The following is a 13,668-nucleotide window of genomic DNA, read 5'->3' on the forward strand; positions in this document are numbered from 1 at the left end:
GGAGGTTCAGCCCTGGCGCAGCAGGTACGTCACGAAGCCGAACGTCCCCCGGTAGCCGTGCAGCCACTCCCGCCGGTGCCGGTCCGCGGCCTCCCGGGCGGCCGCCGCATCGGGGTCGTCCGGGTGCTCCAGCGCCCACTCGGCCAGCGCGCCCGTCCACGCGAACTCGTAGTCGTCCCACTCCTGCGGGCTGCTCACGTACCCGGACACCGGTGTCCAGCCGTCCGCCAGCACCCGGTCCGTGGTGGTCGCCAGGTCCGCGTAGTCGTCCCGGGCCGCGCCCAGCCCGTCCAGGGCCGCCCGGGACGGCTCCCGCTCCCAGAAGCCCTCGCCGACCAGCACCCGACCGCCCGGGGCCAGGTGCTCGCGGGCCGCCGCCAGCGTGGGCAGCAGCCCGCCGAAGGCGTGGGTGGCACCGACGCACAGCACCAGGTCGAAGGGCTCGACCGAGCCGAACTCCCGTGCGTCCACGTGGTGCAGGCCGATCCGGCGCACCACGCCGAGCGCGGTCGCCGCCTCCCTGGCGCGGGTCAGCGCCGCCGCGTCCAGATCCACCCCCACCGCCCGCCAGCGCGGACGCGCCGCCAGCGCCCGGACCAGCCACGCCCCCTCGCCGCAGCCGAGGTCCAGCACCCGGCCGACCGCCGACCCGGCGGTCGCGCGTTCCAGCAGCACGGCCACCGACTCGTCCGTCAGCGGCGCCGCGATCGGGTGGTGGGCATGGGCGAGACGGGAGATCCTCTGACGGTCCATTCGAGCAGTATGGAGCCGACCGGACTGCCGCGCCCGCGAATTCGGGCCCCGGAACGCTCAGGTCCGTGAGTACGTCCGGCCCTTCCACGCCGCGCCCCGGCCCCGCCGGTGCTGCACCGCCGAGTCCACCGTCATCAGCAGGTACAGGCCCGCCGTGAAGGGCAGCAGCAGCACGGCCGGCGCCGGCTGCCGGTAGTACCGCACCATCGGCAGGTAGGTGCCCGCCATCAGCGCCCAGGCCGCCCCGCCGGCCACCGCCACCGCCGGCGCCCCCGCGACCAGCCCGGTCGCCGTGGCCACCGGCGGCACCAGGTACACCAGCGCCAGCCCCAGCACCGTCCCGAGCAGCAGCAGCGGCGAATGCCGCAACTGCGCGTACGCGCTGCGCGACACCATCCGCCACAGCTGCTCCAGCCGCGGGTACGGCCGGACGCTGTCCACCGCCCCGGCCAGCCCCAGCCAGGTCCGCCCGCCCGAGGACTTCACCGCCCGCGCCAGCGACACGTCGTCGATCACCGCGCCCCGGATCGCGGCCACCCCGCCGGCCCGCTCCAGCGCCTCCCGCCGCACCAGCGAGCAGCCGCCCGCCGCGGCCGCCGTCCGCCCACCGGGCCGGTTGCTCCGGCGGAACGGGTACAGCTGCGCGAAGAAGTAGACGAAGGCCGGCACGATCAGCCGCTCCCAGCCGGTCTCCACCCGCAGCCGGGCCATCTGGGACACCAGGTCCAGCCCGTTGCTCTCCGCCGCTGCCACCAGCTCCGCCAGCGAGTCCGGCCCGTGCGCGATGTCCGCGTCCGTCAGCAGCAGGTACTCGACGTCCGGACCGGCCAGCTCCACCCCGTGCCGCAGCGCCCACAACTTGCCCGTCCACCCCGGGGGCAGCGGGGGAGGGGTCGTGACGGTCAGCTCCAGCCCGTCCATCGTCCGCAGCCCCGCCGCCACCGCGCCCGTGCCGTCCGAACTGTGGTCGTCCACCAGGATCACCCGCGCCCGCCCCGGGTACTTCTGCGCCAGCAGCGTCGGCAGGCTCACCGGCAGCACCTGCGCCTCGTCCCGGGCCGGCACCACCACCGCCGCCTGCGGCCAGCGCACCGGCGGACGGCGCGGCGGCAACCGCACGTCGGTGCGCCAGAACAGCCCGTGGCAGCACGCCAACCAGAGCCAGACCAGCAGGGAGAACGCGGCGATCCACACCAGGACGGTCACTCCCGCAGTTTGCCGCAGAACCGGCCGGATCGGGCGGATCGACTAAAGTCTTGCCCCGTGAAGATCGCACTGATGGACTCCGGAATCGGCCTGCTGGCCGCCGCCGCCGCCCTTCGGAAGCTGCGCCCGGACGTCGATCTGGTGCTCTCCTCCGACCCGGCCTCGATGCCCTGGGGGCCGCGCACCCCCGAGGAGGTCACCGACCTCGCCCGAGGCTGCTCGCTCGCCGCCGCGGCGCTCGAACCGGACGCGCTGGTCATCGCCTGCAACACCGCCTCCGTGCACGCGCTCGCCACCCTCCGGGCCGAACTCGAACCCGGGCTGCCCGTCGTCGGCACCGTCCCGGCGATCAAACCCGCCGCCGCCCTCGGCGGCTCCGTCGCCATCTGGGCCACCCCGGCCACCACCGGCAGCGCCTACCAGCGCGGCCTGATCCGCGACTTCGGCGGCACCGCGGACGTGACCGAGGTCGCCTGCCCCGGCCTCGCCGACGCCATCGAACACGGCGACGACGCCGGCATCACCGCCGCCATCGCCGACGCCGCCGCCCGCACCCCCGCCGGTACCGCCGCGATCGTCCTCGGCTGCACGCACTACGAACTGGTCGACGACCGCATCCGCGCCGCCGTCGCCCCCACCGCCTCCCCGGCGCTCACCCTGCACGGCTCCGCCGACGCCGTCGCCGCCCAGGCGCTGCGCCGCGTCACCGACCCCACCCGCACCGGCGCCGGCACCATCACCGTGCTCCACGCCGGCGCTCCCGCCGCCCTCCCCCCGGCCGCACTCCTCTATCCCCAGGGCCGCACCCTCGCCGCCCTGATGCGCAGCACGCTGCCGGCGTGACCGCCGCCGCCCTCGCGGAGCACGTGGCCCCGGCGAGCCGCGGCCGGGCCAGGTTTCGCCCGCCGGCGATCGGCCCCTCGGCCCGCGCGGCACGCCACCGCAGCTGATCCCCATCCGGGGCAGCCGAGCGCAGGGCGCCTGCCCCGGTGCCGGAAGCCGGCCCGCTCGACGTTCTCCGTCATGAGCTGAGGGGCAAATCTTTGCCCCCTCAGCTCCCGGGGTGGGCCGAGGAGTCCGTGGCGGCCGGCTGCCCGTCCGCAGCCGCCGACGCGGGAAGTCGGCCCGCCCGACGTTCTGTGCCCGTAGGGCAGGGCTTTGCCCTACGGGCGGCTGGTTGGCCGCTGAGGCAGGCCCAAATTTCGCCCCCAAGAGTCCCGTACCAGTCCCTGTCGGGGCTCATTTTTGTCCCTGATGGCCTCTGGGTGCCCCTGCGTCCCCTTGCGTGCCCCGGCCGGTCAGGCGACGGCTTGGCGGCGCCAGCGACGGTAGGCGGGTTCGAGGCCGGAGAGGATGGTGTCGAAGCGGCGGGTGCTGGTGGTGGAGTCGACCTGGAGACGGCTGATCTGGAGCGGGTGGGAGGGGATACGGGGGCCGAGCCGGTGGTCGGAGAGGAAGCCGAGGCGGTAGCCGAGCTCCTGGAGGACGGTTTCGGCCCGCGGGTCGTGCCCGCCGTCCGGGTAGGCGAAGGCGATCGGGGGTTCGCCGAGCCAGCGGGTGAGGGCTTCGTGGGCGCCGGTGATCTCGGTGCGGACGGTGGCGTCGTCGCAGCGGCCGAGGCAGGGGTGCCCCTGGGTGTGGTTGCCGATGGCGACGCCGCCGTCGCGCAGGGCGAGCAGGTCGGCGGGGGTGAGCTGCTCCTGGCGGGGCGGGCGGCGGTCGGCGCTGACCCGTAGCTCGTGCAGGCTGCGCCGCCGGTCGGGGTCGGGCATGGCCTTGAGCCGGGGGAGCAGCTGGGAGGGGTGCCCGCAGTCGAGCGAGCGGGCACGGCCGCCGTGCCGGGCGAGGAAGTCGGCCTCGTGCCACCAGAAGGGGCGCTCGGTGCCGATGAGCTCGGAGATGACGAAGGCGGTGGCGGGGATGCCGCGGGCGTCGAGGGCGGGCAGGGCGTGGGTGAGGACGCTGCGGTCGGCGTCGTCGAAGGTGACCAGGACGCTGCGGGGCGGCAGCGGCCGCTGTTCGGTGACGGCTTGGAGGACGGCGGTGAGCGAGACCGGGGTGGCGAGTCTTCGGAGCCGGTCGAGCTGGGCGCCGAAGGACCGGTGGTCGGTGACGCCGTGGTAGGCGAGGACGGCGAGGCGTTGTGCGGCGCGGGCGCGGAACAGGGGTTGGACGGGGGCGAACCGCAGCCATTCGCCCCGCGCGTCCGCCCGGCCCCGGTCGGCCGTCGGGTGGCGGCGGGTGGCCGTCGGCAGCGGGCGCACGAACGGGACTGGCCTGGTGGGGGCCATGGAGATCGACGTGGTGGACTGGGACTGCGGCACGGTTCCCCCTCGGTCGCCGAGCGGCGTGGCGGTACCGCCGGAGGACGGAGCCCGGCCTCCGACTCCAGGCGGCGGCGGCTCCGCCTCCTGGGTATTCCGGTCCGCGGTGGGGGGCTCGCACCCTTCCCGCGAACGGCTCCTGGATCGCTCAATGCCATTGAGACCGCTGCACCGAGCGGATGGTTGTACCGGGGGGACGAGGATTTTTCGTGGACTGATGTGAACTGATGTGGACTGATTGTGGAGCCGGAATGCACGACCGGGGCCGGGCCGCGGGGGGCTCGGGCAGGGCAGGCGGGCCGGTCGCACCGGGTGGCCGAACGTTCACTGCCCGCGGGCTGCCTCCGGCGTTCGCCGGGGGTACCTTGGGCTCATGGCAGATGCGGACCGTGATCCCTTCCACCTGCACGGCGCGACCAGGATGGCCCGTGCGTGGAGTGGTGGAGCCCTGGTCACCCACCAGCTTCCGCTGGCGATGGTGGGTTTGGCCTGCCTCGCGCTGGGCATTGTGGTGGCCGTGATCGTTCCGGACAGTGACGGTCCGGCCTGGGCGATGGCGGTGGCGGGCTGTCTGGCCGCGGGAGTGCTGCTGCTCGGCCGGATCGCGTTCGGGCTGCTGCGGTACCGCCGCCGCGCCGCGCTCTGATTGCCTCGGCGACCGGCCGGCCTTCGGTGGACGGCTGTACTTCGATTGCCCTCGGCATTTCAGGCGGTAGGTCGAGCAGCAGATCGAGCAATATTGGTCAGATCGACCGAATTTCGGCCTGTCGGACAATCCTCTGCCCACTTCTTTCACCATTCCCGGGCCACGGCTTCGAGGCGCCTCTACTGTGAATGCGTTCTTGCGGCTCGACGGTGCCGTGGACTCGACGGTGCCGCGGAGGGGAAGAGATGGGCGGCAGCGCCACGTCCGATCCGGTCAAAGAAGCGGTCGGGGATCCGGGCGGGGCACCCGGCGGTGAGCCGGACGGCGCACGGCGCACCACCGTGTCCGCCGGATGAGGCGCGGCGGGGACCTCGCCCTCGCCGCCCTGGCCGGGATCGTCGCGCTCCCGCTGGCCCTGGTGATCGCCGGCCTGCTGCGCTGTACGGCGCCCGGTCCGGTGCTCCTGCGGCTGACCCGGGCCGGACGGCACGGCCGGGAGTTCCAGGTCCTCCGCTTCCGGACCAGCCGGGGAGGGCGGCTCGGCGCCCTGCTCCGCCGGACCGGCCTGGACGAACTGCCCCGGCTGTGGAACGTCGCCCGCGGCGAGATGGGGGTGATCGGCCCCCGGCCCGTCCGCCCCGACCAGGTGGTCCGCTACTCCCGCCGCGAGCGCGGCCGGCTCGACGTCCGGCCCGGACTGACCGGCTGGGCCCAGCTCCAGGCCCGCCGCCCGCTCGCCCGGCCGGACTGGGCCGAACTCGACCTCTGGTACGTGGAGCACCGCTCGCTCCGGCTCGACCTGCGGATCCTCGGGCTGACCGTGCTGGCCCTGCTGCGCCCGGAGGGCGGCCTCGCGCGATGAGCCCGCGTGCCGCGGACCGCACGTCGGTGGCGTCGGCCCGGGGCCCCGCCGGACAGGGCCTAGGCTGCGGCGCATGGCCATTCCCCCGTTCCTCGCCGATCTCCGTGCCCTGGTGGGCACCCGCCCGCTCTGGCTGACCGCCGTCGTCGCCGTCGTCCTGGACGACCGCGGCCGAGTGCTGCTGGGCCGACGGGCCGACGACGGGAGGTGGGCGCCGGTCGGCGGCATCCTCGACCCCGGTGAGCAGCCCGCCGACGGCGTGGTGCGCGAGTGCCTGGAGGAGACCGGGGTGGTGGCCGTGCCCGAACTGCTCGCCTCGGTCACCGTCTCGCCGCAGGTCACCTACCCGAACGGCGACGTGACGCAGTACCTGGTGCTGACCTTCCGGTGCCGGGCGGTCGGCGGCGAGGCGAGGGTGAACGACGACGAGTCGCTGGAGGTCGGCTGGTACCCGCTGGACGGGCTGCCGCCGATGATCGAGGTCGAGCACGAGCGGCTGCGCCACGCACTGGAGTGCGAGGGGTCGACGGTCTTCGTGTGGGAGGGCAAGGAGCGCTCCTGAGCGGCGCACGGCGGACGGTCCGCATCCTCGCCTCCCCTCCCCGGGCGGGCCGGGAGCCCGGGCCCTTCGCCGATGGTAGCCGCCCGGTCACCCCGGGTGGGCGGAGTTCGCGAGGCCGCTCAGCCCTTGCGCTGCCGGTAGGCCTCCTCCGCGGCGTCCAGGACGGCGGCGAGGTCGCCGCCCGCGGTGGCGGTGGCGGTGGCCGCCACCGCGCCCTCGACGAACGGCGCGTTCGCGAAGCGGACCGGGAACGGGAGGCCGTGCTCGTCGGCGTCGGACAGCAGGGCGCGCACGGTGGTGACGGCGCTGCCCAGGTCGGCGAGCACCACGACCCCGTGGCCCTGGTCGACCCGGCGGGTGGCGGCGGCCACCAGGACCGCGCTGATGCCGGGACCGCCCTGGTCCCCGCCGGTCGCGGCGATCGGGGCGGGGGAGTCGGATCCGGTCAAGGCGAGCGCGAGGGCGCGTACCGCGATGGCCAGTTCCTGGCTGTGCGACACCAGGACGATCCCGACCCGGCCGTGCACGGGAGGCCGGCCGGAGGCGGGCCGGGGCAGCGTGGCGGGCGCGGGTGGCGTGCGGGGCGCCGGGGGGTGGGCCGAGGGGGCGTCGGAGATGGGGATGACATCGGCGCGGGTGCCGTCCCGGCGGCTCATCGGCTGCTCCCTCTGGGCGGTGGTGGGCGGTGCTGGGCGAGGTGGTGCGGGCCGCGTCCGGTGCGCATCGGCTTCCGCGGGGCCGGGGCGGGGCCCGGGCGGGCCGTCGGGGGCCCGCGTACGGCCGGCGGGGGGTGGTCCCCCGCGCTGCCAAGCACTCTGGCAGCTCCGGTGGCCGCCGCCGGGCGGGACACGCGTTGAGCGGGCCTCCGGCGGCGTCCGGGCCCGGCTGGTGGAGTCCTCGTCAACCCGCTGACCGGGGCGGGCGGGTGTGGTTAGGCTGGCCGGGAAAGCCGTCGGGAGGAGACCGGGTAGTGGCAGTCAACAGCGGGATCGACGTGGAGGCGGGCGGCGCGGAGCCGCAGCTGGCGCCGAGCGGGAAGCCGAAGGTGGACTTCACCGGGGCGAAGTGGCTGTGCAGCAGCCAGGGCGTCGGGGATGTCCAGATCGCGTTCGTGGACGGGTACATCGGGATGCGGGACGGCCGTCAGGAGGACGGTCCGGTCCTGGTGTTCACGCCGGGGGAGTGGCGGGCCTTCGTGCTCGGTGCCCGGGACGGCGAGTTCGACCTCACCTGAGCCCGGGCGACCGTCGTACGACCGCGGAGCGGGCCCCGCCGGAACGGGGCCCGCTCCGCGGTCGATTCCGGCCCCGAACATCACAACTGATGATCTATTGAACGTGCCCCGTCAGAATTTCTGTTGACTGTTAGACAAACGCAGCTCAGAGTATGAGCACAGGCAGACGCCGTGCCCACCGCCCCCACGCGGCCAGACACGGCGCCTGCTGTGCGACCCGGCAGCAACGCCAGGCCATCCTCCCAGTCATCCCCTGCGCACCGGGGTGCGCCGGCCGGTCCCGGCCCACGAGGGGCCGGCAGTCGCCGGGAGGCTGGCGTCGACGCCGAGAGCGACTCGGCGGCGACACCGTTTGCTCGGGACCCGCACGCCCCCACGCGGCGGCGTCCCGAGCAAGATCCGCGGGAGCGACGGGCCGGGGCCCCGCGGATCTGGCTTGTGGTGATGGAACTGTTGGCTTGTGTGCTGTGCTGTGTGCGACGACGAAGCTGGGTGCTCGGCAGTTCGGCACGACGATGTGCACAGTGAGGGAAACGCGTGTAGGGCCGCGTTGCGACATGCCGTCCCCCCGGAGGGTGAAACCCAGAACGGCTGTCGTGCTGAACCGAACGTAGCCCGGACGGTTGCTCAGAGTCAACATTGGTCTCTGAGCGTCGATCTCCCGACGGTGCCCCACCCACCTCGCGAGCGTGGTGTGCCGGGCACGTACGATGTTCCCATGTCTTTTCTCCGCCGTCGCTCCGGACAGCCCGCCGGCCCGGACTTCGACGTGCTCGCGATGGACCCGGGTGACTGGCCCGGCGACTTCGGTGCGGCCATGATGACCGGCCCGGACGGCTCCTGCCAGGGGATTTTCCTGCGCTACGACCTGTTCGGCGGCAGAGGCCCGGCGATGTTCATCGGCAACCTCCCCGAGGGCTCGCCCGCCCGGGAGACCGGCGACAGCGTGCCCTTCGAGGTGCGGCAGCTGCTCGCGGCGCTGGAGAGCGACGAGCCGGTCGACTTCGTCTCGGCCGAGGACTTCCCGGTGATGCTCGGGGACGACCTGCTGATCGTGAAGAAGGTCAAGGTCAGCGAGGAGCGGGTGTTCTGCGCCCAGTTCGGGCGCAGCGACGGCGTCCAGGTCACCATCGCGTCCTGGGACCGACCGATTTCGGACGACCTGTATCAGCTGCTGAAGCCGCTCCCGGCCGACATGTTCCAGCAGGGCTGACCGGCCTCGACCAGGGCTCGGACGTCGCTTGACGGTTTCGATCACGGGTTCGTACAGTCGCGGACATGTCGTGCCGTCTCCCGCTGCTGACCCGTCGCAGCTATCTGGACCTGCGGCGCACCGCCAGCGCGGTGTGTCCGGGCCACTGAGGGGGAATTCGTCCCCGAGGCGGCATGCGGCCGGCCGTTCGTGGCCGTCGCCGGATCCGGGGGCGGGCCGTGAACCGACCTCCGGGGCCGCCCGTCCGGTACCGCGCGCCCGTCCGGCGTGCCGCCCGCATCTGCCGCGCCCACGCTGCCGCCCGGAGGCCCCAGCACCATGACGACCACCGCCGCTGACCGTTCGCCCGCGGACCGCCCGTCCGGCACCGCGGCCGCCGCCGTGCCCGGCGCCGCCTCGGGAGCGTCGGATTCCGGCCACCCGGCGCCCGACCGCTCGGCCGTCGTCGCCGCCCTCGCCGGACTGCCCCGGGTGGTCGACCTGCTCTCCGCCCGCGCCGAGGAGCACGACCGCGACGCCACCTTCCCGTACCAGGGCATCGAGGCGGTGCACGAGGCCGGACTGCTCACCCTGACCGTCTCCCAGCGGTACGGCGGACCGGGCGGCACGCTCGCCGACACCGTCCGGGTGCTGGCCCAACTCGGGCGCGGGGACGCCTCGGTGGCCGTGGTCACCGCCTTCACGCTGCTCCAGCACGCCGAGCAGGCCCGCCGGGCGGCCTGGCCGACGGCGGGCTACCGGCGGCTGCTCACCGAGTCCCGGCGCGGGCCCGCCCTGGTCAACACGCTGCGCGCGGAGCCCGGCGGCCGGTCCGGAGCGCTGCCGGACACGGTGGCCCGGCGGGACGGCGAGGGCTGGTCGCTGACGGGCCGGAAGACGTACTGCACCGGCGCCGAGGCGCTGGCCTGGATGGCGGTGACCGCGCGGACCGACGAGCCGGAGCCGAGGGTCGGGACGTTCCTGGTCCGCGGCGAGAGCGAGGGCCTGGAGATCGACCCGACCTGGGACCAGGTCGGCCTGCGGGCCAGCGCCAGCCACGACGTGGTGCTGGAGCAGGTCCGGGTGCCGGCCGAGCTCGCGCTCGGCCTCACCGCTCCCAAGGGCGGCGCGGCGGACGGGGCCGGGGCCGCCGAACTCTCCCTCGCCTGGCACGACCTGGCGCTCTCCGCGGTGGCGATCGGGGTGGCTCGCGCCGCCCAGTCCTGGCTGATCCGCTTCCTCAACCAGCGCACTCCGGCCAATCTGACCGAGCCGCTCGGCACCCTGCCGCGCTACCGCTGCGCCCTCGGCGAGATCGAGGCCCAGCTGATCGGCGCCGAGGAACTGGTCGAGGGGCTGGCCCCCCGGGTGGACCGGGGAGAGCCGGACGCGGTCGCCCGGACCGGCCCGGCCCACCTGCTGGCCACCCGGGCCGCGACGACGGCGGTCCAGCAGGCGATCTCGCTCACCGGCAACCCCGGCCTGAGCCGGCGTCACCCGCTGGAGCGCTACCTGCGGGACGTGCTGAGCAGCCGGGTGCACCTCGCCCCGGACGAGGCCGTCCTGGAGGCCGCCGGCCGGACCGCCCTGGAGCGCGGCGGCCGGCCGTAGCGGAGTCCGGGCCCCGGGGGCTCGGGGCCCGGAGCCTCAGCGGGTGCCGACCGCGGCCCGGACGGCCCGGCGGGCGAGCGCGGCATCGTCGTAGAGCCGGCGGATCATGATCCGCTGCTCCTCGCCGGCGCCCGGCACGTCGTACAGCCGGATCTCCCGCATCAGCACCAGCACCAGGTTGACCAGGAACGCGTCCCGGGCCAGCGTGCCGCCGCTCTGGGCGAGTTGGCTGATCTGGCGGCGCGCCGCGGTGTCGCCGGACAGCACGCTCCACAGCACCGCCAGGTCGTAGCCGGGCAGGTACCAGCCGGCCTGCTCCCAGTCGACCAGCACCGGGCCGGACGGCGCCAGCAGCATGTTGCTGAGCAGGGCGTCGCCGTGGCAGAGCTGGAGCGGGGTGTGGCCGAGGCCGTGCAGCAGGCCGCGCAGGTCGCCGGCGTCCCGGTCGGTGAGCTGCCCCACCGAGTGGTAACGGGCGATCTCCATCGGGTAGTCCATGCGTGGCTGGAACACGTCGGTCGGCGGCCGCCACAGGTTGAGCGTCCGGACGGCGGTCAGCAGCGCCCGCACCTCGCCCGGGGTGGGCGCGTTGACCGGGTGGCGCTCCCGCGCCGCCGGGCGCCCGGGAACGCGCTCCATGACGAGCACGCAGCGGTCGTGGTCGGCGGCGACCAGCCGGGGCAGCCGCACCGGCGGGCGGTGCCGGACGAACGCCCGGTAGACCGCCACCTCGTGGTGGAAGTCGGCCACCAACTGCTCGAAGTGCCCACTCCGCACCGCCTGCGGCGCCAGGCACTTGGCGACCACCGGGGCCCGCCCGATGGTGCCCGCCACCAGGATGTGGCGGCTGCCCTCGCGCAGCACCTGACGCGGGGTGAACGCGGGACATATCCGCGCGACACTCGCCAGCGCGGCCCGCACCGCCGGGGTCTGCAGCGCCGACGGGTCGATCCGCTCGGGGCCGCCGACCTGGCCGGGCCGGTGCGGCGGGCGCAGCACCCGTCCGTCGGCCTGGCGGGCGAGCGGGAGCCGGCCGCCGACGGGCGGGGCCGCTTCGGGGCCGCGGAGCCCCAGCGCCGCACGGCCGGACGGGACCCGGGCGTCCGTGGACCGGCCGTCGGTGCCGTGCGGAGCCACCGGGCGGCTCGACGGGGGCACCTGCTTCGGCCCGGGGCGCCCGGCGGCCGCGGTGGGGGGGCGCAGCGCGGTGCGGGTCGCGGTCGGCGAGGGGGTCGTCGCTGAGGAGTACATGGGGTGAGGGTGGTCCCTTTCTGTCCGTCGGCAGGTGCGCCCCGCGGTGCGGGGAGGGCCGGTGCCGCGTGCTTCCTGGCGTGACGGCGGCCCTGACTCGGTGCGGTGGGTGGTGCGCGGGCGCCGGGCACGGACGCGGGGTCGTGAGACCCGGACGACGGCGGTGCTCCGGCCGTCCGCACCCTGGGGAGTACGGTCGGCCGGACTGCCGTGGCCGTGCCCGGCGCCCCCGCGCCACCCGGCCGCGCCACCCCCTCGGGTGAGGACCGGGAGCGTCCCGTGCCACGGTCGGGGGACTGCCCCGACGCCGGTGGGACGCCGCCCGACCCGGGGGCGAGGTGGCGCACCCCTACAACACACCCGCCGCGCACTGGCTTAGTAGTCTGGCGGGCCCTGGCGAACGGTGGCGAATGCTCGCCTGGCACTTGCCGGAGCCTCTAGCCTCGAATCAGCCGAGGAACCTGGGGGCTTCGTTGAGCAGGGAACCCAACACCCGACTCGCTGATCTGTTCGTCCTGACCGGTTGGTCGAAGGGCGAGCTCGCGCGGCTGGTCAACCGTAGGGGTGCCGCGATGGGGCAGCAGCAGCTGTCCACCGACACGTCGAGGGTACGGCGCTGGATCGAGCAGGGGGAGATCCCCCGGGATCCGGTGCCGAGGGTGCTGGCGGCCGTGTTCACGGAGCGGCTCGGCCGTGTCGTCACCACTGAGGACCTCGGTCTGGAACGACACCGGCCCACCAGGTCCGGAGCGGCGCAGTCCGCAGCAGTGCCATGGTCGCCGGATCGAACGGCCGCGGTCCTCACCGAGTTCACGGGAATGGACCTCATGCTGAACCGACGTGGATTGGTGGGCGCGGGTGCCGCGCTCACGGCCGGAACGGTCATCGCCGATTCGTTGAAGGGCTGGCTCGGGGGGGACGCGGTCGCGTACGCGGCCTCGGTCCCCGGGCCGCGCCAGGTGATCACCCAGGGCGGGGCGCGCCCCGCGGTGGACGTGTACGACGCGGGCCCGGTCGGGCTCGACGAGGTGGAGTCGCTGGAGCGCTCGGTCCAGGTGTTCCGCGCCTGGGACGCGGCGCGCGGCGGCGGGCTCCAGCGCAAGGCGGTGGTCGGTCAACTGAACGAGGTGGGAGGCCTGCTGACGCACCGGCACGCGCCGGCGGTGGAGCAGCGGCTGTGGCTGGTCGCGGCCAACCTGGCGGTGCTGGCGGGCTGGATGTCGCACGACGTGGGCCTGGAGCCCACCGCCCAGCGGTACTTCATGATCGCGGCGGAGTCGGCCAAGGAGGCCGGCGACCGACCGCGGGCCGGCGAGGCGATCTCCCGGGCCGCGCGGCAGATGGTCCACCTGGGCCGGGCCGACGACGCGATCGACCTGATGTCGGCGGCCAAGGCGGCCGGCGGCCGGGTGCTGCCGAGAACGCGCGCGATGCTGAACACCGTCGAGGCCTGGGCGCACGCCTCGATCGGGCACTCCCAGGACACCTGGCGGCTGCTCGGCGAGGCCGAGGACCTGTTCGCCGAGGGCGCGCCGGAGCCGCCGCCGTCCTGGATGCAGGTGTTCGACGAGGCCGAACTGCGCGGCATGCAGGCGCTGGTGCTGCGCACGCTGGCGGAGCACGACCCCTCGGCGGCGGCGCAGGCGCAGCGGCACGCGGAGCGGGTGATCACCCTGCGGGAGGGCACCGGGCAGCTGCGCTCGGCGCTGTTCGACCGGATCACCCTGGCCTCGGTCCACTGGCTGAGCGGCGAGCCGGACGCGGCGGAGTTCCAGGCCAAGATGGTGATGAACCTGATCGGCCAGAACTCCTCGCACCGGACCTGGGACCGGCTGCGCGAGATGTACCGGCTGACCGCGCGCTACCGGGGCCTGCCGGTGGTGGACGAGCTCCGGGCCGAGCTGGGGCGGGAGTTGCGGGCGGCGGACGCGAAGAAGCGGCCGAAGCGGTCCTGAGGCCCGGGGGTCCTGAGCCTTGGGGGTCCTGAGCCTTGGGGGTTCCGAGGCCCGGAGGTTCCGAGGTCCCGG

13 protein-coding genes are annotated in these 13,668 nt (G+C 74.9%); 8 read left to right on the forward strand and 5 right to left on the reverse strand.

Annotated features, from left to right (window positions below):
- Positions 1-6: 6 nt before the first annotated feature.
- Positions 7-753, reverse strand: a complete 747-nt coding sequence (locus ABT015_RS29000; protein ID WP_350884207.1) for an SAM-dependent methyltransferase — start codon at positions 751-753, stop codon at positions 7-9.
- Positions 754-810: 57 nt separating this feature from the next.
- Complete coding sequence (locus tag ABT015_RS29005; RefSeq protein WP_350884209.1) at positions 811-1,959, reverse strand: glycosyltransferase; 1,149 nt, start codon at positions 1,957-1,959, stop codon at positions 811-813.
- A gap of 57 nt (positions 1,960-2,016) precedes the next feature.
- On the opposite strand from ABT015_RS29005, the gene ABT015_RS29010 reads away from it, so the two are divergent.
- Entirely contained in the window at positions 2,017-2,802 is a 786-nt protein-coding gene (locus ABT015_RS29010) for a glutamate racemase (RefSeq protein WP_350884211.1), read from the forward strand.
- A 455-nt stretch (positions 2,803-3,257) separates the two neighbouring features.
- Here the strand turns inward: ABT015_RS29010 and ABT015_RS29015 are convergent, their stop codons facing one another.
- Positions 3,258-4,283, reverse strand: coding sequence for a polysaccharide deacetylase family protein (locus ABT015_RS29015; RefSeq protein ID WP_350884213.1), 1,026 nt, complete (start codon positions 4,281-4,283; stop codon positions 3,258-3,260).
- Positions 4,284-4,656: 373 nt separating this feature from the next.
- Between ABT015_RS29015 and ABT015_RS29020 the strand changes: the two genes are divergently transcribed.
- The 3 genes from ABT015_RS29020 to ABT015_RS29030 all read left to right on the forward strand — a co-directional run bounded on the left by ABT015_RS29020 (position 4,657) and on the right by ABT015_RS29030 (position 6,353).
- Complete coding sequence (locus tag ABT015_RS29020; protein WP_350884215.1) at positions 4,657-4,929, forward strand: hypothetical protein; 273 nt, start codon at positions 4,657-4,659, stop codon at positions 4,927-4,929.
- A gap of 352 nt (positions 4,930-5,281) precedes the next feature.
- Positions 5,282-5,791, forward strand: a complete 510-nt coding sequence (locus ABT015_RS29025; RefSeq protein ID WP_350884217.1) for a sugar transferase — start codon at positions 5,282-5,284, stop codon at positions 5,789-5,791.
- A 73-nt stretch (positions 5,792-5,864) separates the two neighbouring features.
- The gene (locus ABT015_RS29030) at positions 5,865-6,353 is read left to right on the forward strand and encodes an NUDIX hydrolase (RefSeq protein ID WP_350884219.1); all 489 of its coding nucleotides are present in this window, start codon (positions 5,865-5,867) and stop codon (positions 6,351-6,353) included.
- A gap of 119 nt (positions 6,354-6,472) precedes the next feature.
- Here the strand turns inward: ABT015_RS29030 and ABT015_RS29035 are convergent, their stop codons facing one another.
- Positions 6,473-6,880 (reverse strand): PTS-dependent dihydroxyacetone kinase phosphotransferase subunit DhaM, encoded by a 408-nt coding sequence (locus tag ABT015_RS29035; RefSeq protein WP_350884289.1) that lies wholly within the window; start codon positions 6,878-6,880, stop codon positions 6,473-6,475.
- 467 nt (positions 6,881-7,347) lie between these two features.
- On the opposite strand from ABT015_RS29035, the gene ABT015_RS29040 reads away from it, so the two are divergent.
- The 3 genes from ABT015_RS29040 (at position 7,348) to ABT015_RS29050 (ending at position 10,390) form a co-directional block, all read left to right on the forward strand.
- Complete coding sequence (locus ABT015_RS29040) at positions 7,348-7,587, forward strand: DUF397 domain-containing protein (RefSeq protein ID WP_350884291.1); 240 nt, start codon at positions 7,348-7,350, stop codon at positions 7,585-7,587.
- Between the two features lie 718 nt (positions 7,588-8,305).
- Positions 8,306-8,800 carry a hypothetical protein gene (locus ABT015_RS29045; protein ID WP_350884221.1) on the forward strand — a complete coding sequence of 165 codons (495 nt, stop codon included), beginning with the start codon at positions 8,306-8,308 and terminating at the stop codon, positions 8,798-8,800.
- A gap of 318 nt (positions 8,801-9,118) precedes the next feature.
- Positions 9,119-10,390: an acyl-CoA dehydrogenase family protein gene (locus tag ABT015_RS29050; RefSeq protein WP_350884223.1), complete on the forward strand. Its 1,272-nt coding sequence runs from the start codon at positions 9,119-9,121 to the stop codon at positions 10,388-10,390.
- A 36-nt stretch (positions 10,391-10,426) separates the two neighbouring features.
- Here the strand turns inward: ABT015_RS29050 and ABT015_RS29055 are convergent, their stop codons facing one another.
- Positions 10,427-11,641: an aminoglycoside phosphotransferase family protein gene (locus ABT015_RS29055; RefSeq protein WP_350884225.1), complete on the reverse strand. Its 1,215-nt coding sequence runs from the start codon at positions 11,639-11,641 to the stop codon at positions 10,427-10,429.
- 473 nt (positions 11,642-12,114) lie between these two features.
- Between ABT015_RS29055 and ABT015_RS29060 the strand changes: the two genes are divergently transcribed.
- The gene (locus tag ABT015_RS29060) at positions 12,115-13,596 is read left to right on the forward strand and encodes a DNA-binding protein NsdB (protein WP_350884227.1); all 1,482 of its coding nucleotides are present in this window, start codon (positions 12,115-12,117) and stop codon (positions 13,594-13,596) included.
- Positions 13,597-13,668: the final 72 nt, after the last annotated feature.

This window comes from Kitasatospora sp. NPDC094016 (genome assembly GCF_040304045.1).
GTDB lineage: Bacteria > Actinomycetota > Actinomycetes > Streptomycetales > Streptomycetaceae > Kitasatospora.